Origin of the sequence: Flavobacterium sp. LC2016-01, from assembly GCF_009711135.1 — a bacterium.
Classification (GTDB): Bacteria; Bacteroidota; Bacteroidia; order Flavobacteriales; family Flavobacteriaceae; genus Flavobacterium.
The window spans coordinates 202,795-225,782 of record NZ_WMIC01000007.1; the positions used below are offsets into that span (position 1 = coordinate 202,795).

Genomic DNA, 22,988 nt, shown 5'->3' on the forward strand with positions numbered 1-22,988 from the left:
TTGCCGTTTTAATCGATTTAAGAGAAAACTTCTTTTAAAATCTCTAAAGATTTAGGTTTTTTGAATCCGTCCAAATGAAAACTGTAATAATCAATTAAGATTTTGAGCAGCATTTGTCTTTCTAAAACATGAAAAACTTTTTGATCGTTATCAAATTTTAAATCGATTAATTTTTTAAACAAGGTTGTTTCATGTTCCGTCAGCACATTTCCTTTTTGAAAATGAGTAAAAACGCCATCGTTTACTTCAAAAAAAGGCAAATCGATTTCTGAAATATCAGGATAAAAACCCAAATATTTTGTTATTTCTAAAAGCAAAATCAAATGAAAATTCGAAATTTCATCGTGATGATCCAACCAAGTCAGAGCGGTTTCTAAAAACAAAAAAAGCGATTCGTTTTTTTCTTCTTCCTGAATCGAATAATGAAGCACTTCAGACAAAAACATTACCATTGTACTTTTAAAAATATCCGTATGGATGGTCTGAAAAGGAACAGCCGTTTTTAATTCTTTGAAATTTTCCAAAGTTCCTTTATTCTTATGCACAGCTTCGATTTCTAAAATCGATAAAGGCTGAAAATAAGCAATCTTCTGGCTCGTTTTCCGACTCGAAAAAGCATCGCGCACGAAATACGATTTCAGTCCGTTTGAAAGTGTAAAGCATTTTACAATCAAACTTTTTTCCTGAAATTTTAAGGAGGAGATTACTATGGCTTTTGTTTTTATAAGCACTTTTTAGACTTCTTAGATATTAGATTGTTAGACTTCTTAGATTTTAACTTTGAAACTATATTTCAATAAATTCATTGAAATATAGCTTCATTTCTAATATTTTAATTTAACTTCTTTTATTAAAATAAATCCAAAAAAACCTTTTTTTAATTTTATTTCAGCAGCTTTTGCCATAGCGATTTCCGCGTAACTATAATCGTGAATATTAATATCTCTCTCAGCACCTTCAATCTCTACAACAATATAATTAGGAGAACGCTTATAGGCTTCATGCTTTTCAAAAATTAAAGATTCTTGCTTATATTCTTTATTATTAGATAAAGATTCATTTAGAACAAAAAAAGCTGAGCTACAAATCAATCCATAAACCAAGATACATCTTAAAAAATAGCCTCCTATTTCAAAATTTTTTCCACCCATTCGTTTTTCATACTTCAACATTAAGCCTCCAAACAAAAGCCCTGAAAGAACACAAATACTGAGCAAATAGCTAAAATTAATAATCGTAAAATTATTGTACTGTCTCGCTGAAAAGATAAAACAAACAAAAGTAATAGGGATCATTAATAACCGTAGAATTAAAATGACACTTTCGTTCTTTTTTCGTTTTTGCTTTCCGTTTTTATTTCTTCTGCTCATCTTTAAAATTAACTTTCAGACTTAACGAATGATCATCACTTTTTTCACTTTCGTCTCACCACCATCTTGTGCAGAAATAAAAATCATGTAAACTCCAGAAGAAACTTTATACTTTCCAAAAGCAGTTGTATCCCATTCAATTGTTCCGCCTTCAGATGTTGTTTCGTAAACTAGATTTCCTTCAATATCTGTAATTTTAACATTGGCTTTATCTAATAATCCGGCCACTTTTACGGTTCCGCTATAAGTTGGGCGAACTGGGTTTGGATATACGTAGACACTATTTAAATCTTCATTTGCATCTGTAGCAATGCCTTTAAAAGAAATCAATCCTTTATTCGTTGCAATAAAAACTTCGCCGGTTGCACTATTTATTTTAATCTCATTTATAGCATTGCTCGGCAATGGCGAATTGCTGATTGTAAAATGATATTTCGTTTCCTGTCCGTTTGGCGAAACCATAAAAACCCCAGAATCACTTGTACCGATCCATTTATTATTTGCGCCGTCTATCGCAATTGAAGTTATAAATTGTTCATAAAGCAGTTCTTGAGCCAAATTATCTTCTGTAATAATAATTGGATTTGCCTTTAACTGGCTTTCATTTTGAAAATTTCCAACGTTTGACAAAACACGCAATCCTTTTGTTGTTCCTATCCAAAGCTGATTTTTAGTATCAATTACCAGCGCTCTTACATCGGCAATTGGCAGATTTCCGGCATCAGCACCAAAAGTCATTTTTTTGAATGTATTCGTTGTTTCATTAAAACCAATTACACCGTCACGATTTGTTGCAATCCATTTTACACTATTTCTGTCAATTAAAATACTGGCATAACTGCTGGCTTGGGCATCATCTAAAATCGAGGTCATTGCATAACTTCCCCATTGATTATTCGATTTCAAAACCTTCAAACCGTTTTTAATTCGACTATTGGTAACCCAGAGATTTCCATTTTTATCAAAAGCTGTCGCATTCACACGAACATCAATATAATTTGGTCCTTCGGTAGTAATTGATTCTAAACCGCTGTTTTTTTCGTTGTACAAAAGATTCGGAACATCATTTTCGATTCGGAGTAATCCAGAGAAAAAAGAACTTGCATAAACTTGTTTCTCATTTTTCGGATTAACAATAACTCTCGTAATTGATTTTGCATTCAAAACAGAAGAATATGGAATATTCAGCCAGCCAGAAGTATTGTATTTACTGACTCCATAACTATCTAGATCGTACGGATTGTAATAAGTGTCATAGTCTCCATAAACCGCCCAAAGAACATTTGCAGTAACATCCATTGAGAAAATATTATTTCGCGCCGGCCCAGCTGGTGTATTATTTGTAAAAGCGCCATTGCTTGAAAGTGAAGAAGAGAATAAGCCTTTTTCTTTTGTTCCAATGAAAATTGCATCACCTACAGCCGTCGCGCAAGTAAAATTTAAAGTATTATCTAAAACTTGTGAATTACTAATCTGGCGAATCAAAACCATTTGATTATTATAAACATACACCGTATTGCGTATTGTTATATATAGATTATGATTTTTTGCCTTCATATCAACCGAAGCCTGAGGCAACTGCGAAAAACCAACAAAATTACTTGAATTAAATCGATGAATATAACCGGTAGAATTAATCGCTATAAGCTCTGTATCAACACCTTCAACACTTGACCAATCTCCAGTATTTACAACAGACCACTGCTTAAAATCATTTAGGTTTGGATTTGTAATATCGGCGCGTCTTATACCACTTGACGTTGCGGCGTAAATAAATCCGTTAAAAAATGTCGTTTGTTTTACACTGATTTCGGCACCATTATCACCAATAAAATAGGTATCACCAAATTGCTGCGTTGTCAAGTTAAACTGTACAATTCCGAAATCACAGGAAACATAAACCAATCCGTTATGTTCCATAAAATGATTGATTTTTTTAATATTTGGAGCTAATTGCTTGTTGATAATATCTACCACTTTCAGCATACTGCCGTCAGTTTCATTAATTACAATCATCAAACCATTTTCATAGCCTACGATTGTTTTTTTGAAAGCTTCACTATAATAAACTGCCGAAATTGTCTGACCTGAAAGTCCGTCAACAGTTGTAATCGTTTTGCTTGTATTTGCCACAGCGTTTTTAACAAACAAAGCATTTTCTGAAGCGGCATAAACTGCTGTTGAAGATTCTGAGATATCTTTTATTTCATTAAATGAAAAATAACCCTGCCATGACAATTTATTCTGCGAAAAAGCAAATTGAAACAGGAGTAAAAACAAAACATACAGAAAATTTTTCTTCATTATTTTATGCATTCAGATAGACAAATATACTACAAACGAAAGTATTTGTTTTTTGTTCTTTTTATAAATAAAAAAATGCCTTCAATTGTCCGGAGACAAATGAAGGCATTTAAAAAAAACTATAACTAAAATTATACTACACCTTGAGCCAGCATAGCATCGGCAACTTTAACAAATCCGGCAATGTTTGCTCCTTTTACGTAGTTTACATAACCATCTTCTTCGGCACCGTATTTTTTACATTGGTTGTGAATTCCAACCATGATATCTTTCAATCTTAAATCTACCTCTTCACTTGTCCAGTTTAGACGAATAGAGTTTTGTGTCATTTCTAATCCAGAAGCTGCAACTCCACCAGCATTAGCTGCTTTTCCAGGAGCAAAAAGTACTTTATTATCTAAGAAAAGTTTAATTGCATCTAAAGTAGAAGGCATATTAGCCGCTTCAGTAACACATAAAACTCCGTTATCAATCAATTTTTTAGCATCTTCACCTGTCAACTCATTTTGGGTTGCACATGGAATCGCAATATCAACTTTTACTTCCCAAGGGCTTTTTCCTTTATGGAAAATCGCATTTGGATATTTTTCCAAATATCTTTCAGCTCTGTTATCTCCAGTTGCTCTCATTTCAACCATATGGTCGATTTTTTCTCCGGAAATTCCATCTTCATCATAAATATAACCATCAGGACCAGAAATAGTAACTACTTTTCCTCCAAGTTCATTTATTTTCAGCGCCACTCCCCAAGCCACATTTCCAAATCCTGAAATCGCAACTTTTTTACCTTTAATATCATGCCCCATAGTACGAAGCATTTGATCAGTAAAATATACAACTCCATAACCAGTAGCTTCTGGTCTGATTAATGAACCTCCGTAAGCTAAACCTTTTCCAGTTAAAACTCCAGTAAATTCATTTCTGATTCTTTTATATTGACCAAACAAATAACCAATTTCTCTTGCTCCAACACCAATATCTCCTGCAGGAACGTCAAGATCTGGACCAATATGACGACATAATTCTGTCATAAATGATTGGCAGAAACGCATAATTTCACCATCTGATTTTCCTTCAGGATCAAAATCAGAACCTCCTTTTCCTCCTCCCATTGGAAGAGTTGTTAAGCTGTTTTTAAAAACTTGCTCGAAAGCCAAGAATTTTAAAACTGATAAATTTACTGTATGATGAAAACGAATTCCTCCTTTATAAGGTCCAATTGCTGAATTCATCTGGATTCTAAATCCTCTGTTTACAATAATTTCACCTTTATCATCTACCCACGGAACTCTAAAAATTATAGACCTTTCCGGTTCAGCTATTCTTAAAAGTAAATTTTTTCCATCATATTTTTTTCTTTCCGAAATAAACGGAATAACAGTTTCTGCAAATTCTCTAACGGCTTGAAGAAATTCTGGCTCATTTGGATTTTTTGACTCAACCAGAGCCATAAATTCATTTATTTTTTGTTCCATTTTTAAATCAATTATTCAAATAATAGTTTTTAGCTTAAATCTAGTTATAACACGAAAATACGCCATAAGAAAACGTTTTCGTAACAACACGCAAAGATAAGGCAAAACAATTATGAATTGTTATTTTTTTTCGTTTTTAGAGAAGAATTGTGTAATTTCTAAACAAAAAGAAAAATACAATTTTACACGTCCGGAATTACATCAAATCACCTCGCTTAAAGTTAGAAAATTAAGTCTTTTGTTACTAATTTTTTAATAGAAGTATTTAATGTTTTGTTTGCACAACCTTTTTTATATATTTGCCTAGATTTGAAAGCCCCCAAACTATGCTCAAACCCGTAATTATCACACTATTTGCCATTCTTGGAATCAGTACCGTAGCGAACGCACAATCAGATTTAGCTCAAGAAATAGGAATATTCGCAGGACCAGTAACACTGCAGTCAGATTTTGGACAACGAAAAAATCTTGACACCAATGTTGGAAACAGCGGATTTGGAATTGGAGTCATGCACTTCATCAACTTTTCAGCCGCCAATAACCACGAAAGTTTTTTCACTGAACATTTTAAAGTTAGGTCTGAACTGTCATTTAGCCATACACAGCTAAAACATTATGGACAATGGGTCGAAAAAAACCCGCCTTCTCTGGCTGTTACCATGCTTAAAAACATGCATGCAAGTACAACAACTTTAGGATTAGGATCTCAGTTAGAATTTTCTTTTATCAAAATTCATGACTTCGAAAATACAGTTGGTAGCTTTAGCCCGTATTTAAGTGCTGGATTTCAAGTAAATTATTATTCTGCTAAAGTTGGATCACGTTTAGGTGACCTGACCCTTCCAAATGTTACTATTGGAAAATATTTAACTCCATCTGACGGAAGAGCTCACGGATTTTCTACAGAATCAGGAGTTGTAGTATCAGCAACAGGAGGAGTTGGTGTGCATTATAAATTAACAACAATGAGCGATTTAATGTTTGAAACTCGTTTTCAAATGTACAGCAGTGACTGGATCGATGGTTTGAATCCGAATAAAGATATTTATAAAGAAAACAAAGCAAACGACTGGCAGGTATGGTTTAACTTTGGTTATATCTACTACTTAGAATTCTAAAAATATTTTAAATTCCAAAATATAAAAAATCCCAAACTCCAATGTTAATAGTTGGAATTTGGGATTTTTAATTTGGAATCTAATTTTTATGCCAATGCCTGTTCTAAATCGGCTATTAAATCTTCTGCATCTTCGATACCAACACTTAATCGCACTAAGTCATCAGTTATACCAACCTCAGCTCTTTTATCTGCAGGAATTGAGGCATGCGTCATTAAAGCTGGGTGATTAGCTAATGATTCAACACCGCCTAAAGATTCTGCAAGTGTAAATACTTTCAGTTTCTCCAAAAAGTCAATAGAATCTTCTTTTTTACCCGATTTAAAAGTAAACGAAACCATGCCGCCAAAAGCCTTCATTTGTTTCTTTGCTATTTCATGAAACGGATGATTTTTTAATCCTGGATAATAAACCGTATTAATTTTTGGATGATTGCTCAAAAACTCTACTACTTTTTCTCCATTTTCACAATGTCTCTGAACTCTTAAAGAAAGTGTTTTGATTCCTCTTAAAACTAAAAAGCTGTCCATTGGCCCCAAAGTAGCACCTGTTGCAAATTGCTGAAAATGCAATTGATCACCTAAAGCTTCATCTTTTACAATTAAAGCGCCGGCAATTACATCAGAATGTCCTCCTAAATATTTTGTTGCCGAGTGCATTACGATGTCTGCTCCTAAATCAAGCGGTTTTTGCAAATATGGAGTTGCAAAAGTATTATCAACCGCAAATAAAATATTATTAGCTTTTGTAATTTTAGCCACTTCTTCAATATCTGCTAATTTCATTAAAGGATTTGTAGGTGTTTCAACCCAAACCAACTTTGTATTTTCATTGATCAACGATTTTAATTTCTCCAAATCTGTCATATCAACAAAATGGAATTTAATGCCTGAATCTTTATAAATTCTAGAAAACATTCTATAAGTTCCGCCGTATAAATCATCCATTGCAATGATTTCATCTCCAGCTTTAAATGATCTTAAAATACAATCTGTTGCTGCTAAACCAGATGAAAAAGCCAGTCCGCGTGTACCATTTTCAATACTTGCCAATGCATTTTCCAAAGCAGTACGAGTTGGGTTAGACGCTCTGCTGTATTCATAATCTGCCAAAGGTTTTCCCGGACTTGTCTGAACAAAAGTTGAAGTTTGATAAACCGGAGGCATTACCGCTCCTGTACTTGGATCATGGTGTTGACCTCCATGTATTACTTTAGTATTGAATTTCATATAGTTACAAATTTTAAATGCTTAAATACCGTACAAATTTACCGTTTAATTTATTCTAATCCTGATACAAGTTCTTACCTTTGTATATAATTAACATTTTTTGATGTAAAATTACTGCCTGTCAGACTTTTGCAAAAGCAAAATTTCATTTCAAAAAAAGTGTTACCTTTTATATCTGCTAACAAATAACTTTTACATATATGAAACATTATACTTTTTTAGTCTTTTTGTTTTTGATATTCACAAGTTGTAACAAAGAGCTTTCATTTGAAAATGAAACATTTGAAGAAAAATCCTCGCTTCCCTGCAAAAGTGATTGTCCAAAAATTACAATTGACATTCCTTTAGCAAAAAACAAAAAAGTTGCTGCTGACAGCATCAATAAAAAAATCTTTTCTGTCGTAAAAGAAATTGTATACTTTGGAGAAGACCCTACAAAAGTTAACGATTACAATACTTTGGCAAAATCGTTTATTGCTTCCTATGAAGAAATGCACAAAAAATTTCCAACTGAAACTTTTGGCTGGGAAGGAAAGATTGTTGGAAATATCGAATTTCATTCCGAAACCATTTTAAACATCAAAATCGACCATTATACTTTTACGGGCGGTGCTCACGGATATCAAGGTTTCCGATCTTTATTATTTGATCCTAAAACTGGAAAAACAATTTTTATAGATCAATTATTTAACAACCAAAAAGAGTTTCAGGCTTTCGCCGAAAAAAAGTTCAGAGCAAAGTATAAAATTCCTGCCAAAGCAAATATCAACGCAACAGGATTAATGTTTGAAGACGACAAATTCCAATTGCCTCAGAATATTTTTTATACAGAAGAAGGTCTTCTTTTATATTATAATTCATATGAAGCTGCATCTTATGCTGATGGTCCGAAAGAGATTCTATTTCCTTATGAAGAAGTCAATAAATATTTAAAATTCCAATAAGAAGGTTCTAAGATGCTGATATTCTAAGGTTCTAAGTTTTTTTAACCTAAAAATTATTGGACATCGTATTTCATTTTACGAAGAATTCTTAAAGCTTCTTTAAAAGACAAATACACTTGAGAAAAAGGTTTTAATAACAATTTTGAATCGATTAATTTTTGTTTCGCTTCGTCAAAGCCATTCAAATAACAGATCATAAAAGTAGAAGGAAGATTTTCCAGATCAACCAATTCCCGCTCAGACAAAACGAATCCTTTTTGCAGTTTTTGAAGTAATGCAATATTTGAATTATAAATATGATATAGCATTTTTCGATTGAATTCTGGCGGCTGAAAAAGCATTTTTCGATCAATTTTATAATAGCCGTTGTCAAAAAAATGAATCTTCTGTTCTTCTAAAGGATAATAGCTTGTTTTGTCATTTAAACCCAGCGGAACATATTCGGTAATTGTAAAACTATCATCGTCATACACTATCGTAACAACATCCTGAGCCGAATAAAAAAGCTTGATCTGTTCGTTGATCAACTCAATATCAACACGTGAAAGAAAAGTTTTGTCCCGAGATTTTTTAGGAACTCCTGCCCAGCAGATCACGAATAATTCCTTAAAAACATGATACTTTGGCGACATATCTTTATGTCTGAAATTCATAAAATCAAAAACACCGTCTAAAGTATATTGAATACTATTTCGGGAACTGTTTTCGATTCCAATTACCGTTTCTGTATTTTGATAATTTTTCTCAACTTCCTCGTGATTCTCTAAAGGAATTGAATTACTGCCTCGTCTCACAAAAATACTATTGGCAAGTATGGTGTGAATTCCTTTTTTGAAATAGGAGATTTTGTTTTTGGGCTTAATCGTAACCAATCCTATGACTTTATCTTTTGGAAGATTAGGAAATGGCACATTTTCGTATTGAATTTTTGGAGGATTTTCAAGAAACGCATTTACGAGATTCTGAATTCGGCTGTCATCAAAAAAATCATCACCGACAATTTCGTTGTCTTGATCTTCTACTCCAACGACGATATAAGAATTATTGGTTGGATTTGAATTTGAAAGCGCGCAAATGTGTTTCAGAAATTTCCCTTTGCCTTCACGAGAATGCAAATTCAACTGCCTTTTTTTATCATAAAAACTGCTTTCGTCATTATGAGCGAGTAAATTCTTTATCAAAAGGCGTTTATTAATCATCTGTTTTAGACTTCTTAGATTTTAGATTATTAGACTTCTTAGACGTTAGACTTCTTAGACATTCATTCTAAGAAGTCTAAGTTAGTCTAAAAATCTAAGTTAGTCCTTTTTAACAATTGTTGCTGAGGCCTGCGCCGTCGGGAAAACAATTAAATCAGCAATATTGACGTGATATTTTCTTGAAACCACAAAATGAATTATATCTGCAATATCTTCCGCTTGAAGTGCATCTAAACCTTTATATACATTTGAAGCTCTATCAGCATCGCCTTTAAAACGCACTTCACTGAATTCTGTTTCAACCATTCCCGGATGAATAGCTCCTACTCTAATTCCGTACGGATTTAAATCCATTCGCATACCATTATTGATGGCATCAACCGCATGTTTCGACGCGCAATATACATTTCCGTTTGGATACACTTCTTTTCCTGCAATTGATCCAATATTAATAATATGACCTGATTTTCTCTCAATCATCTGCGGAATTATCGCTTTTGAAACATACAAAAGTCCTTTCACATTGATATCAATCATCGCATCCCAATCGTCAACATTTCCATTTTGAATTGGATCTAAACCGTGCGCATTTCCTGCATTATTAATCAAAACATCAATAATAGAAAAATCCGAAGGCAATGAACCGACTGCTGCAAAAACGGCATCTTTATCACGAACATCAAATGATAAAGAATGTACTTCTGTAAAAGCCGAAAGTTCTTTTTCTAATTCTTCTAAACGATCTTTTCGTCTTCCGCAAAGAATTACTTTATAATTGTTTTTTGCCAATATTTGTGCGGTTGCTTTTCCAATTCCGCTTGTTGCTCCAGTAATTAGGGCTGTTTTTTTCATTCTTGTTTTTTATTTTTTTTGCCACAGATTAAAGGATTAAAAATGATTTTTTCCAATCTGTGAAAATCCTTTAATCTGTGGCAACTATTTTTTAATCGCATTTTAGCTGAACACTAAAAACTGTAAACTGAACACTAAAAATTAAGGCACATCGTCGCCCATACTTTCTGTCCAGATAGCAAACCAGTCTTCTTTATCCATTTTTAACTCAACTGCTTTCATTAGAGACTGAATTCTGGCAACGTTAACAGTTCCTGCAATTGGAATAACGCCTGCCGGATGTTTTAAAATCCAGGCCAACAAAAGTGTATCTGCACCTAAATGGTATTTTTCCAACAGTACTGAAAACAGTTTTTTCAATCGGCGTGTTTTTTTGGTATCTTCTCTAAAAACAGTTCCAAGCGGATTCCATGACAACGGACGAATTCCGTGTGTCTGCATATAATCCAAACTTCCGTCAATCATGGGTTCAAAATGCGTTGCCGAAAATTGCACCTGATTGTAGCTTACTTCTGTTTTTTGACGAATTAATTCCGTTTGAGAATTCGTAAAATTAGAAAGTCCAAAATCAATAATTTTTCCTTCCGCTTTTAATTTTTCAACTGCTTCTGCGATTTCATCGGTCTGCATCAACGGACTTGGCCTGTGCAGTAAAAAAACATCAATGTAATCTGTTTTGAGTTTTTTTAGCGATTCTTCTACAGACCAAATGATATAATCTTTAGAATAATCATAATGTTTGATTTTGTTTTCCGGTCGCTTTTCGGCAATCATCTGAATACCGCACTTCGAAATTAATTGTAATTTTTCTCGGGAAATTTTACTTGCTTTGAAGGCTTTTCCAAAATCAGTTTCGGTAGTATAGTCGCCATAAATATCGGCGTGATCAAAAGTGGTAATTTTGTTTTCGATACTAATTTGTATCAAATTTTCCATTTCTTTAGTTGAAAGGTTTTTGTCCCAGATTCCCCAATTCATAGTGCCTGAAATAATAGGCGATAATGTTGTTTTGCTCATGGTTATATTGCGTTATTTTTGGTAATAAATATGCTTTTTAAAAGCATATCCATCAAAGTTCTTAAAAATATAAAAATAGATTCACAATTCGTCCTTAAAATTAGGTCTTTGGTCGAAGTTTTAACCATTCTTTAACATCTTACTTCTCAAAAAATATTCAATTTGCACTCTCAAAAACAAGGCGTAAAAATCAAAGGTTCAAAAAGGCTTTTAAAAATATTTATATGGAAGAAAATACAACGACTTTAGACATTAGAGCGATAAATGAAAAAATTGAAAGAGAAAGTGCTTTTATAGACCTTCTTACAATGGAAATGAACAAAGTTATTGTGGGCCAGAAACACATGGTCGAACGTTTATTAATTGGTCTTTTAGGACAAGGGCACATTTTATTAGAAGGTGTTCCTGGTTTGGCAAAGACTTTAGCAATTAATACTTTGTCTCAAGCAGTTCAAGGTTCTTTCAGCCGTATCCAGTTTACTCCAGATTTATTACCTGCCGATGTTATCGGAACGATGATTTACAACATCAAGGCAAACGAATTTTCTATTAAAAAAGGGCCAATTTTTGCCAACTTCGTACTTGCCGATGAGATCAACCGTGCTCCTGCAAAAGTTCAGTCAGCACTTTTAGAGGCGATGCAGGAAAAACAAGTAACTATTGGCGACACGACTTTTAAATTGGATCGTCCGTTTTTAGTATTGGCAACTCAAAACCCTGTTGAGCAAGAAGGAACTTACCAGCTTCCTGAAGCGCAAGTGGACCGTTTCATGCTTAAAACCGTAATTGATTATCCAAAAATTGACGAAGAACGTTTTGTAATTCGCCAAAACTTAAAAGGAAGTTACGAAAAAGTAAACCCTGTAGTTTCTGTAGAACAAATTTTGCGTGCGCAAGAAGCTGTTCGTGAAGTTTACATGGACGAAAAAATCGAAAAATATATCTTAGATATCATCTTTGCTACTCGTTATCCAGAGAAGTACAAATTAGCCGACTTAAAACCTCTTATCAGTTTTGGTGCATCGCCGCGTGGAAGTATCAATTTAGCAAATGCTGCTAAATGTTACGCTTTTATCAAACGCCGCGGATATGTAATTCCAGAAGATGTTCGTGCTGTTGTACATGATGTTTTACGTCACAGAGTTGGAATCACATATGAGGCTGAAGCCGAAAACATTACTTCTGTAGACATTATCAACAAAATCGTAAACGAGATTGAAGTACCTTAAAAAAAGTGCTCAGTGTTCAGATTTTAGTATTCAGTCAGCAAACTGATACTTTGATTCTTGAACACTAACAAAAGACAGAAAGACCTTTTAGATTTTGAACTTCACTGAACACTTTCTAACTGATCACTGAACACTAATAAAAAATGGATACAAAAGAGCTTTTAAAAAAAGTACGGAAAATAGAAATCAAAACCAAAAGACTGAGCAATCATATCTTTTCGGGAGAGTACCATTCTTCATTTAAAGGGCGCGGGATGACTTTTAGCGAGGTGCGTCAATACCAATATGGCGATGATATTCGTAACATCGATTGGAATGTAACCGCACGCTACAATGAAGCCCACGTAAAAGTTTTTGAAGAAGAACGCGAATTAACCATGGTTTTAATGGTTGATATTTCGGGTTCAGAAGGTTTTGGTTCTAAAAGTCAATTTAAAAAAGACATCGTAACCGAAATTGCGGCAACGATGGCTTTTTCGGCTACACAAAACAATGATAAGATTGGTTTAATCTTATTTTCTGACAATGTCGAATTGTATATTCCGCCAAAAAAAGGGCGCTCGCATGTTTTGAGAATCATTCGTGAACTAATCGAATTTGAACCAAAAAGCCATAAAACGGATATTTCAGAAGCTTTGAAATTTTTATCCGGAACTCAGAAAAAGAAAGCCATCGTTTTTATGATTTCAGATTTTATGTCTGAAAATTATGAGCAGACATTAAAAATTGCTTCAAAAAAACATGATCTTACTGGAGTTCGTGTGTATGACATTCGCGAAGAAAAAATTCCAAATTTAGGAATGGTAAATATGTTGGATGCCGAAACAGGAAAAACAATTCTGGTTGACACAGGATCAAAGACGGTTCGAATGAATTACGAAAAACACTATCAGGAAAGAGTAAATTATTTCAAAGAAACGTTCAGTAAATCGGGTGCTGGCGTAGTGAACAGCAGAGTCGACGAAAATTATGTAACTAAATTATTGGGCTATTTCAAGTCGAGATAATTATCCCGAAACTTCGGGATAAGATGGTTAAAATATTAGATTTTAAAATATCGTTTTTCAATTATAAAAATAGAATCCGCTTAAATCAGCGTCATCCACGTGCCATTAAAGCAATCGTTTTAGACTAAAATCTGAAATCAAAAATCAAATGAAATTAAAATTTTACATATTTTTATTTTTACTTACTTCGGCAGGTTTTGCGCAGCAAAAACAAGTTGAAACAAGCATTGATACCACAAAAAATAAAATTGGAGCTGAGTTTAAGCTGACTCTTAAGACCGTTGTAAGTTCAAAATCGAAAGTTGTTTTTCCTAAAGACAAAAAATTTGGGCCACTTGAAGTAATTCAGTCGTATCCTGTTGATACCGTAAAGAAAGACGGCAATTACGAGCTCATCAAAAAATACGGTTTAACCCAATTTGATTCTGGAAAATATACAATTCCTTCAGTCAAAATTTTAATCGACAAAAAACCTTTTTTCTCTGATTCTCTTAAAGTTGAAGTTGCCAGCGTAAAAGTAGATACGTTACAGCAAAAAATGTATGATATTAAAGATATCAGTACTCCAGATGAAGGCCTTGGCGCATGGTGGAAATATGTTTTGGCATTACTGATTATTCTTGGAATCGGTGCTTTTGTGTATTGGTACGTAAAAAAACGTCAACAAAAGAAAATCGAAGAAGAAGTTTACAAAACTCCAATCGAAAAAGCGACAAGCCTTTTAAATAATCTAGAACAGAAAGAACTTGTTCAAAAAGGAGAAATCAAAGAATACTATAGCGAACTGACCGATATTGCACGAAATTATATTGAAGAAGCCATTCATATTCCAGCAATGGAAAGCACAACTTCTGAATTAATTCAAGCCATCAGAACAGCTTCGACTAAAAAGAAAATGACTTTGACGCCAGAAACGGTTGAAAATTTGGAACGCGTTTTACGTCAGGCCGATTTAGTAAAATTTGCAAAATCTAAGCCTTTAGATTTTGAAATTACTGAAGATAGAAATAAAATTCAAAAAGTAATTTTAACGCTGGATAATGCAATTCCAACCGAAATTCCTTCTGAAGAAGATGAATTACTGAATGAAGCGCAAAGACAAAAGCAGATAAAGCTTCAATTAAAAAAACAAAGAAACAAACGAATTACTATTGCGGTAGGATCTGTTTTTGCTTTATTGATCGTAACAACTGCCGTTTTAATTGCTGTTAAAGGTTTCACTAACGTTAAAGATACCGTTTTAATGAACCCAACCAAACGTCTTCTGGAAGGCGAATGGGTAAAAAGCGAGTATGGAAATCCAGGTGTTTTAGTTGAAACTCCACAAGTTTTAAAACGAATGGATCCGCTAAAAGTTCTTCCGAAAGATGCTATGGCTTTGATTAAGGAAATGCAGCTTTTTGTTTATGGAGGCATGACGGACAATTTTTACATTGCGGTTTCAACGAGTAAATTTAAAACTCCAACAGAAATAGATTTGGCAAAAACCTTAGAAGGTTCATTAAAAATTATTGAAGCTCAAGGCGGACAAAATATTATTGTAAAACAAGAAGATTATCAGACAAACGAAGGTGTACAAGGCTTAAAAGGATACGGTACCATGACGATCATAAATCCTCTTACTAAAAGCAGTACAAAAGTATATTATGAAATTCTTCTGTTCAAACAAGAACAAGGATTGCAGCAGATTATTATTTCGCACGAAGAAGGCGACAGCTACGGAAATACAATTACTGACCGAATTTTAAATTCTGTTGAACTTAAAAAAGCTAGCAACTAATGGGAAAGATCACTTTTTTAAATCCAGAATTCTTTTGGCTGTTTCTTTTGATTCCGGTTGTGATTGCTTGGTATTTCTGGAAAAAAAACCAGCAGTCGGCTACTTTAAAAATGAGTTCGACGACGGGTTTTAAAAACAGCGAATCATTGCTGGTAAAACTAAAACCTTGTTTATATGTTTTCAGAATTCTTGCCTTATGTTCTTTGATTATCGCTCTGGCAAGACCAAGAACAGTTGATGTAAGTAATCAGACGAAAACAACTAAAGGAATTGATATTGTCATGGCAATTGACGTTTCTGGAAGTATGCTGGCAAAAGATTTAAAGCCAAACCGTATGGAAGCTTTAAAGAGAGTTGCTGCAGATTTTGTGGAAGAAAGACCAAATGACAGAATCGGATTGGTTTTATATGCTTCGGAAGCTTATACCAAAACACCTGTTACAAGTGATAAAGCCATTATTTTAGAAGCAATTAAAGAAATCAGATACGACAATGCATTGCAGGACGGAACCGGAATTGGAATGGGACTTGCAACCGCAGTGAACCGTTTAAAAGACAGTAAAGCAAAAAGTCGCGTTATTATCTTATTGACAGATGGGGTTAATAATGCCGGATTTATCGAGCCCGAAACTGCTGCTGATATTGCAAAACAATACGGAATTAAAGTGTACACGATTGGTTTAGGAAGTAACGGAATGGCCGAATCTCCTTATGCTTATGGTCCAAACGGCGGATTTTTATACAAAATGCAAAAAGTGGAGATCGATGAGCAGTTAATGAAAAATATTGCCCGCAAAACTGACGGAACTTATTTTAGAGCAACAAGCAACGACAGACTTGCACAAATTTATAACGCAATCAACAAATTAGAAACAACTGAAATACAAGAATTAAAGTTCTACGATTATGATGAAAAATATAGATTTTTTGTTTCGCTCGCAGTTCTTTTATTGCTGTTGGAAGTTGGTTTAAGAAATACAGTTTATAGAAGCTTCATTTAATTTTGAAAAAATTAAAAATTCCAATTTTAAAAATTCCAAATACCAAAATTGGAATTTAAACCTTTGAAATTGAGAATTTAAAATAGATTTGGAATTTGTAATTTCTTTATTGGAATTTAAAATATTTATGGAATTAGACGAAAAAAAATATTTATACCTTTTATTCTTACTGCCAATTTTGGTGTGTGTTTTTCTTTTCAATGTATATTGGAAACGAAAAAAACAGCGCGAATTTGGTGATGTAGAAATGGTCAAAAAGCTGAGCCCTGAAAGTTCTGTTTTCAAACCAGTATTAAAATTATCGATTATACTTTTAGCACTTGCCTGTTTAATTATCGGATTGGTAAATCCGAAGATTGGTACTAAAATGGAAACCGTAAAACGTGAAGGTATTGATATTGTTTTTGCTGTTGACGTTTCTAAAAGTATGCTTGCTGAAGATGTGGCACCGAGCCGTTTAGAGAAAAGCAAACAGATTGTTTCGCAAATTATCAATCAGTTAGGAAGCGACCGAATTGGGATTGTGGCATACGCAGGAAGCGCTTTTCCGGTTTTGCCAATCACAACAGATTACAGCGTTGCCAAAATGTTTCTGCAAAGTATGAGCCCAGATATGGTTTCATCTCAAGGAACTTCGCTTGATGAAGCAATTCGATTATCCTCCACTTATTTTGATGAAAAAAGCAAAACAAGCAAACTGCTGATATTGATTTCTGATGGAGAAGATCATTCTGAAGGAGCAACTGCAGCTGCGGAAGAAGCCAATAAATTGGGAATGAAAATCATTACAATTGGTGTTGGAACTGAAAAAGGAGGCACAATTCCGTTAAAAGAAAACGGCATTGTAAGAAGTCATCAAAAAGATCAAAACGGAGCAATTGTGATCACCAAATTAAATCAAGAAGGTTTAAAAACGATTGCAAAAGCAACAAAAGGCGGTTATGTTTACGGCGGCAATACTAAAGAAGTTTTAGATTACATAAAAAACGCTTTGAACAATATTCAGAAAACCGAATTCGAAGCTACACAAATGGCCGAATTTCAATCGCAGTTTCAATGGTTCATTGGCTTTGCGTTTCTGTTATTATTCTTGGATATTTTCTTATTGGAAAGAAAGACAAATTGGATAAAAGAGTTGAATTTATTTAACGAAAAGAAATAATTGTTCTGCTAAAATCTCAGAACAAAAAAATAAAAATTTAGAATGAAAAATTTACTTCTTTATATTTTACTAACGTTTTCTTTAGCAGTTGCTGCTCAAGAAAAAGACAAAACATTGCCAGACGGGAACGAAGAATATAAACAGAATAAATTTGTTGATGCCGAAGCGAATTATAGAATTTCGCAGTCAAAATTTCCAAAAAAAGCTGCTGCTTCTTACAACTTAGGAAATACAATATACAAACAAAACCAAATTTCGGAAGCTAAATATGCTTACGCGAAAGCGATAAAAAATGCCAAAACACGTCCTGAAAAACATACTGCCTATCATAACTTAGGGAATGTTTTCATGAAAGAGAAAAATTACACGCAGGCTGTTGAAGCGTATAAAGAAGCACTTCGAAATGATCCAACAGACGACGAAACGCGTTATAATTATGCTTTGGCCAAACAAAAGCTAAAAGAAAATCCGCCTAAAAACGACAACAAAGACAAGAATAAGGATAAGGACAAAGACAAGGATAAAAATAAAGATAAAAACAAGGACAAAGATAAAAACAAGGACAAGGATAAAGATAAAAAAGACGACAAAGGCGATAAAGACAAGGATAAAAAAGATGGCAAAAATGATCCGAAGAAAGATGATAAATCAGACAACAACGGACAGCCAAAACCACAGCCTGGAGGAATATCTAAAGAACGAGTTCAGAATTTACTAGATGCCGTAAACAACGAAGAAAAGAAAATTCAGGATAAAGTAAACGCCCAAAAAGTAAAAGGAAGTCCTAAAAAAGCAGAAAAAGACTGGTAGGATTTTTGGGTTAATCGTTTAACCGTTTATTTGTTTATCGAATAGACAGTTAAACGATTAAACAGTTAAACAAATAAACGTTAAACAGCAAAAACGATTAAACAATTTAATGAAAAGATTTTTAATTTTATTTCTATTCACTTTTCAAGGACTTTTGGCTCAGGTTCAGTTCGAAGCCAGAGTCAGTAAAAACTCGCTTGGACTTAATGAAAGACTTCGAATTGACTTCATCATGAATGTTGATGGAGATAACTTTGAACAGCCTAATTTTGAAGGATTTAAAATTGTAGCAGGACCAAGTCAGCAAATTAGTCAGTCGTGGATTAATGGTAGGAGTTCTTTTCAAAAAATATACTCTTATATTTTACAGCCAGATCGAAAAGGAAATGTAACGATACGCCAAGCCGCAATTGAATTTAACGGTCAGGTTTACAAAACCTCGCCTGTTAAAATTGTGGTTACAAATGCAGTTGCGCAAGAAAGAGATCCAAATGACAGACCACAAGGCCAAGGCAGTGAAACACTAAATCTTGTTGCCGAAATTTCAAAAACAAATCCGTATCTAAACGAACCAATTACAGTTGTTTATAAATTGTATTTCAATAATATTGGCGTTACCGGTTTTAAAGAATTAGCAAAACCAAAATACAATGATTTCTGGAATCAGAATATTGATATCAAACAATTGGCAATTGAAGAAGGAAGTTTTCAAGGTCAGAGATGTTATTTTGTAATCTTGAAGAAGACGATTCTTTATCCTCAGAAATCAGGTAAACTAACAATTGAACCGCTTTCATTAGACATTGGTGTACAATTGCCTACAAACCGCCGTGATATGTTTGGCCAGCAGATACTTGTAGATGACAACAAAGTAGTTTCGGCTGGAGCCAAAACAATAAATGTGAGACCTCTTCCTGAAACTGGAAAACCAGAAGATTTCAGCGGTGCAGTTGGTAAGTTTAATTTTATAGTTACGCCTTCAAAAACAAGTGTAAAAAGCGGAGAAGGTCTTGATTTAACTGTGAGTGCTTCTGGAACTGGAAACATGAAATTGTTTACTTTGCCTAAACCAGTTGTACCAAATGCACTGGAAATGTATGATCCGGTTCATGACGAAAAAATCACAACATCACTGGCAGGTATGTCAGGAAGAATATCTGACAAGTACACTATTGTACCGCAGTACAAAGGAAAATACATAATTAAACCAATGCAGTTTTCTTATTTTGACTTAAGTGCAGGTTCATACAAAACGATTACTTCTCAAGAAATTGCGATTGACGTTTTAGACGGACCAATGCAGGCTGAAGCAAACAGTACAGCAAGTGCCGCTAAAAATGTAATTTCAAAAACAGATCAGTTTAAGTATATTAAATCAAGAACTACATTAGTTTCAATTGAAAAACATGATTTCTATGGTTCCGATTTATATTATGCATTGCTATTTGCTCCTTTTATTATTTTGCCAATTATCATTATTGCTAAAAAGAAAAAAGAAGCAATTGACGGTGATGTTGCTGGAAACCGAATTAAAATGAACAATAAGCTGGCTAAGAAATATTTGTCTGAAGCTAAAAAACAGCTTAATAATAAAGAACCATTTTATATTGCTCTGGAAAAAGCGATGCATAATTTCTTGAAAGCAAAGCTGCATATTGAAACCTCAGAAATGAGCAAAGACAATATTCGTGAATTGTTATTATCAAGAAAGGCAAATCCAGAATCAGTTCAGAGTTTTATTAATTTGACTGAAAACTGCGAATTTGCACGATATGCTCCGGCATCAAGCGCTTCGATTCAGCAGGATTTTGATAAAGCTGTTTTGATTATTTCAGAATTAGAAAAACAGATTGTTTAATTTTTTTAACCGCAAAGTGCGCTAAGAAATTTAATTTAGATTGCGCAGTTTTAAGTACGCAAAGTTGAAAATCGTATTACAAATCTAGAAAATGAAAAATATAGTATATCTCTTTTTATTAATTACTCAAGTTTTCTTTGCTCAAAGCAGCTTTGAAAAAGGAAATGCGATGTACCAAAGAGGCAATTATCAGGAAGCTGTTCTGGCTTATGAAGGTGTTATAAAAGAAAACAAACAAGAATCGGCTGAGTTATATTTTAATTTGGCTAACAGTTATTATAAGCTAAACAAAGTGGCTCCAGCGATATATAATTATGAGAAAGCTTTAGTTTTAAAACCTCATGATCCGGAAACGCTGAACAATTTAAAATTTGCAAAAAAACTGACCATCGACGAAATTAAAGAAGTTCCGAAAGTAGGTTTTGCAAAGCTCATTCAAAACTTTACCGGCATTTTTGATTATAATACTTGGGCAAAAATCGCTGTTGGAATAGGATTTCTTTTCTTGCTGAGTTTTATTGGCTATTATTTTTCACAGCTTACACTTTCAAAAAGAATTTATTTCATAGGAATGTTTGTTCTGTTAGTGGCGCTGGCATTAAGTGTTTCGGCTGGAATGTCCGAAAAAAATCATTTTGATAATGATCGTCCCGCAATTGTTTTTGCAGAACTGAGTGAAGTTCGAAGCGAACCTCAAAAAGGAGGTGCTGCAATCTTCTTATTACACGAAGGTTCAAAAGTGTATGTAACCGAAGTTTTAGGCCAATGGAAAAAAATCGAATTAACTGATGGAACCGAAGGCTGGATTGATGGTTCAACTATCAAAGAAGTCAAATAAAATTTAAAAAAAATCAAATAAAAAAATCCAAATCCCAATATTAAAAAATTGGAATTTGGATTTTTTTTATTTTGGAATTTGAAATTAATTTACTGCTTCAACCAATCTTACAAATTCGGATCTATAGCCATCTTCATCATTTTGCAATCCAGATTTTGCTAGTTTTTTAATATCAGAACTTGAACTGTTCGCGATGTATTTTGATTCACGAAGTTTTAATCCGAACCAGGAAACTGCAGTTGTAAACTTGAAATCAGGAGAACTGTTTTCCAGATTTATTTTTCTATCTGCTATTGTATTTATTATTTCAATACTAGTGTCGCCATCAGGTTTTTTATATCTAAATTTCACAGTTGCCAGTTCATCACTGTAATTTCCATCTATTTTCTGTGTTTTAGTATATTTCAAATCAGACGGAACATAATCGCTTTCTACACCCGCCGGAATAATTTCATATAAAGCTGTAACCGAATGTCCGCTGCCTAATTCTCCAGCATCAATTTTATCATTTTTAAAATCTTCGGCTTTTAGTTTTCGATTTTCATAACCAATCAATCGATACGCCTGAACATGTTTTGGATTAAACTCAATTTGAATTTTCACATCTTTTGCAATAGCAAACATAGAACCTTTAAATTCTTTTCCTAAAAAACGATTCGCTTCCTGAACGTTATCGATATAAGCGTAATTCCCATTTCCTTTATCGGCAAGAATTTCCATTTTGCTGTCTTTATAATTGCCCATTCCAAAACCTAAAACAGTTAAGAAAACGCCAGATTCTCTTTTCTCTTCAATCAATTTCAGCATATCATCATCAGTTGAAGCGCCAACATTAAAATCACCATCTGTAGCTATTACAACTCTGTTGTTTCCTCCTTTGATAAAATTTTCCTGTGCCAATTTATAAGCCAATTCGATTCCCTCTCCTCCTGCTGTACTTCCTCCTGCATGCAAATCATCAAAAGCATCCATGATATCCTCTTTGTTTTCGCCAGAAGTTGGTTCTAAAACTACACCAGCCGAACCTGCATAAACTACAATAGAAACTCGGTCGGTACTGCGAAGTTCCTTTACCAAAATCTTCATCGATTCTTTCAATAATGGCAGTTTATTCGGTTCATCCATAGAACCGGAAACGTCAACTAAAAAAACTAGATTAGTCGCCGGCAAATTTGCCATGGGCACGTCTTTTCCCTGCAAACCAATTTTTAATAATCGGCTGTTTTTATTCCACGGGCAATCGCTGTATTCTGTATTAATTGCAAAAGGATGCTGACCGTCTGGCTGTGGATATTTGTATTTGAAAAAATTAATCATTTCTTCAACACGAACGGCATCTTTAGGAACTTTTTGTCCTTCGTTTATAAATCGTCGAATATTTGTGTATGATGCATTATCAACATCTATAGAAAAAGTAGAAAGTGGTTCTTTAAGCGGCGATTCAAATGGGTTTTCTTCCAGTCCTGCATAACTTTCTGTATTAGGGTCAGGAATGTAATTTTCTTCTTCAGCCAAATCAGTTGTTGTTACGGCGATTGCGGTCGAATCTGCATTCTCTTCAGCAGCGTAATCAGCTTTCTTACAGCCAAAAATAGTAAGTACAAGGAATGCCATCATCAAGAAATTAAGATTTCTCATAAAGTGAATTTTTAAAAAATTAGTAAATAGATTTTGTTTCAAATAAGGACTAGCATTCCGGATGTACTAGAGGCGATTATTTGCAATTTCCGAGCATTCAAATTCGATGCCAAAAACTTTACAAATATTTTTCTTACGTGAAAATAAAATCTGAAAC

Annotated in this window: 18 protein-coding genes and 1 pseudogene; 10 read left to right on the top strand and 9 right to left on the bottom strand. The window is 33.7% G+C overall.

Annotated features, from left to right (window positions below; genetic code table 11):
- Nucleotides 1-17: 17 nt before the first annotated feature.
- The 4 genes from recO to gdhA form a co-directional block, all read right to left on the bottom strand.
- Nucleotides 18-731: a DNA repair protein RecO gene (gene recO, locus GKZ88_RS15825; RefSeq protein WP_347343885.1), complete on the bottom strand. Its 714-nt coding sequence runs from the start codon at nucleotides 729-731 to the stop codon at nucleotides 18-20.
- Between the two features lie 93 nt (nucleotides 732-824).
- Nucleotides 825-1,370, bottom strand: a complete 546-nt coding sequence (locus GKZ88_RS15830) for a hypothetical protein (protein ID WP_155103325.1) — start codon at nucleotides 1,368-1,370, stop codon at nucleotides 825-827.
- Between the two features lie 21 nt (nucleotides 1,371-1,391).
- Nucleotides 1,392-3,674, bottom strand: a complete 2,283-nt coding sequence (locus tag GKZ88_RS15835; RefSeq protein ID WP_155103326.1) for a T9SS type A sorting domain-containing protein — start codon at nucleotides 3,672-3,674, stop codon at nucleotides 1,392-1,394.
- Nucleotides 3,675-3,805: 131 nt separating this feature from the next.
- Nucleotides 3,806-5,149 (bottom strand): NADP-specific glutamate dehydrogenase, encoded by a 1,344-nt coding sequence (gdhA, locus tag GKZ88_RS15840; protein WP_155103327.1) that lies wholly within the window; start codon nucleotides 5,147-5,149, stop codon nucleotides 3,806-3,808.
- Between the two features lie 326 nt (nucleotides 5,150-5,475).
- Between gdhA and GKZ88_RS15845 the strand changes: the two genes are divergently transcribed.
- Nucleotides 5,476-6,267: a glutamate dehydrogenase gene (locus GKZ88_RS15845; RefSeq protein ID WP_155103328.1), complete on the top strand. Its 792-nt coding sequence runs from the start codon at nucleotides 5,476-5,478 to the stop codon at nucleotides 6,265-6,267.
- Nucleotides 6,268-6,353: 86 nt separating this feature from the next.
- Here the strand turns inward: GKZ88_RS15845 and GKZ88_RS15850 are convergent, their stop codons facing one another.
- Nucleotides 6,354-7,496: a cystathionine gamma-synthase gene (locus GKZ88_RS15850; RefSeq protein ID WP_155103329.1), complete on the bottom strand. Its 1,143-nt coding sequence runs from the start codon at nucleotides 7,494-7,496 to the stop codon at nucleotides 6,354-6,356.
- A gap of 200 nt (nucleotides 7,497-7,696) precedes the next feature.
- Here GKZ88_RS15850 and GKZ88_RS15855 point away from each other — a divergent pair, with 200 nt between their 5' ends.
- The gene (locus tag GKZ88_RS15855) at nucleotides 7,697-8,440 is read left to right on the top strand and encodes a DUF3298 and DUF4163 domain-containing protein (protein WP_155103330.1); all 744 of its coding nucleotides are present in this window, start codon (nucleotides 7,697-7,699) and stop codon (nucleotides 8,438-8,440) included.
- A 53-nt stretch (nucleotides 8,441-8,493) separates the two neighbouring features.
- Here the strand turns inward: GKZ88_RS15855 and GKZ88_RS15860 are convergent, their stop codons facing one another.
- The 3 genes from GKZ88_RS15860 to GKZ88_RS15870 all read right to left on the bottom strand — a co-directional run bounded on the left by GKZ88_RS15860 (nucleotide 8,494) and on the right by GKZ88_RS15870 (nucleotide 11,508).
- Nucleotides 8,494-9,639, bottom strand: a complete 1,146-nt coding sequence (locus tag GKZ88_RS15860; RefSeq protein ID WP_155103331.1) for an ATP-binding protein — start codon at nucleotides 9,637-9,639, stop codon at nucleotides 8,494-8,496.
- A gap of 99 nt (nucleotides 9,640-9,738) precedes the next feature.
- A complete protein-coding gene (locus tag GKZ88_RS15865; RefSeq protein ID WP_155103332.1) occupies nucleotides 9,739-10,491 on the bottom strand; it encodes an SDR family NAD(P)-dependent oxidoreductase in 753 nt (250 codons plus the stop codon).
- A 141-nt stretch (nucleotides 10,492-10,632) separates the two neighbouring features.
- Nucleotides 10,633-11,508: an aldo/keto reductase gene (locus tag GKZ88_RS15870; RefSeq protein ID WP_155103333.1), complete on the bottom strand. Its 876-nt coding sequence runs from the start codon at nucleotides 11,506-11,508 to the stop codon at nucleotides 10,633-10,635.
- A gap of 224 nt (nucleotides 11,509-11,732) precedes the next feature.
- Between GKZ88_RS15870 and GKZ88_RS15875 the strand changes: the two genes are divergently transcribed.
- The 8 genes from GKZ88_RS15875 (at nucleotide 11,733) to GKZ88_RS15910 (ending at nucleotide 21,193) form a co-directional block, all read left to right on the top strand.
- On the top strand, nucleotides 11,733-12,737 hold the full coding sequence (locus tag GKZ88_RS15875; protein WP_017497457.1) for a MoxR family ATPase: 1,005 nt from the start codon (nucleotides 11,733-11,735) through the stop codon (nucleotides 12,735-12,737).
- Nucleotides 12,738-12,880: 143 nt separating this feature from the next.
- The gene (locus GKZ88_RS15880) at nucleotides 12,881-13,744 is read left to right on the top strand and encodes a DUF58 domain-containing protein (protein WP_155103334.1); all 864 of its coding nucleotides are present in this window, start codon (nucleotides 12,881-12,883) and stop codon (nucleotides 13,742-13,744) included.
- 148 nt (nucleotides 13,745-13,892) lie between these two features.
- Complete coding sequence (locus tag GKZ88_RS15885) at nucleotides 13,893-15,524, top strand: hypothetical protein (protein WP_155103335.1); 1,632 nt, start codon at nucleotides 13,893-13,895, stop codon at nucleotides 15,522-15,524.
- Nucleotides 15,524-16,525 (top strand): VWA domain-containing protein, encoded by a 1,002-nt coding sequence (locus GKZ88_RS15890; protein WP_155103336.1) that lies wholly within the window; start codon nucleotides 15,524-15,526, stop codon nucleotides 16,523-16,525. The genes GKZ88_RS15885 and GKZ88_RS15890 overlap by 1 nt, the downstream gene beginning before the upstream one ends.
- A gap of 127 nt (nucleotides 16,526-16,652) precedes the next feature.
- Nucleotides 16,653-17,687 (top strand): VWA domain-containing protein, encoded by a 1,035-nt coding sequence (locus tag GKZ88_RS15895; protein WP_155103337.1) that lies wholly within the window; start codon nucleotides 16,653-16,655, stop codon nucleotides 17,685-17,687.
- A gap of 42 nt (nucleotides 17,688-17,729) precedes the next feature.
- Nucleotides 17,730-18,497, top strand: coding sequence for a tetratricopeptide repeat protein (locus GKZ88_RS15900; RefSeq protein ID WP_155103338.1), 768 nt, complete (start codon nucleotides 17,730-17,732; stop codon nucleotides 18,495-18,497).
- Nucleotides 18,498-18,606: 109 nt separating this feature from the next.
- The gene (locus tag GKZ88_RS15905; protein ID WP_155103339.1) at nucleotides 18,607-20,355 is read left to right on the top strand and encodes a BatD family protein; all 1,749 of its coding nucleotides are present in this window, start codon (nucleotides 18,607-18,609) and stop codon (nucleotides 20,353-20,355) included.
- 91 nt (nucleotides 20,356-20,446) lie between these two features.
- The gene (locus GKZ88_RS15910; RefSeq protein WP_155103340.1) at nucleotides 20,447-21,193 is read left to right on the top strand and encodes a tetratricopeptide repeat protein; all 747 of its coding nucleotides are present in this window, start codon (nucleotides 20,447-20,449) and stop codon (nucleotides 21,191-21,193) included.
- Nucleotides 21,194-21,277: 84 nt separating this feature from the next.
- Here GKZ88_RS15910 and GKZ88_RS15915 read toward each other — a convergent pair.
- Nucleotides 21,278-22,669 (bottom strand): annotated as a pseudogene (locus GKZ88_RS15915) (VWA domain-containing protein); the annotation flags it as partial.
- Nucleotides 22,670-22,988: the final 319 nt, after the last annotated feature.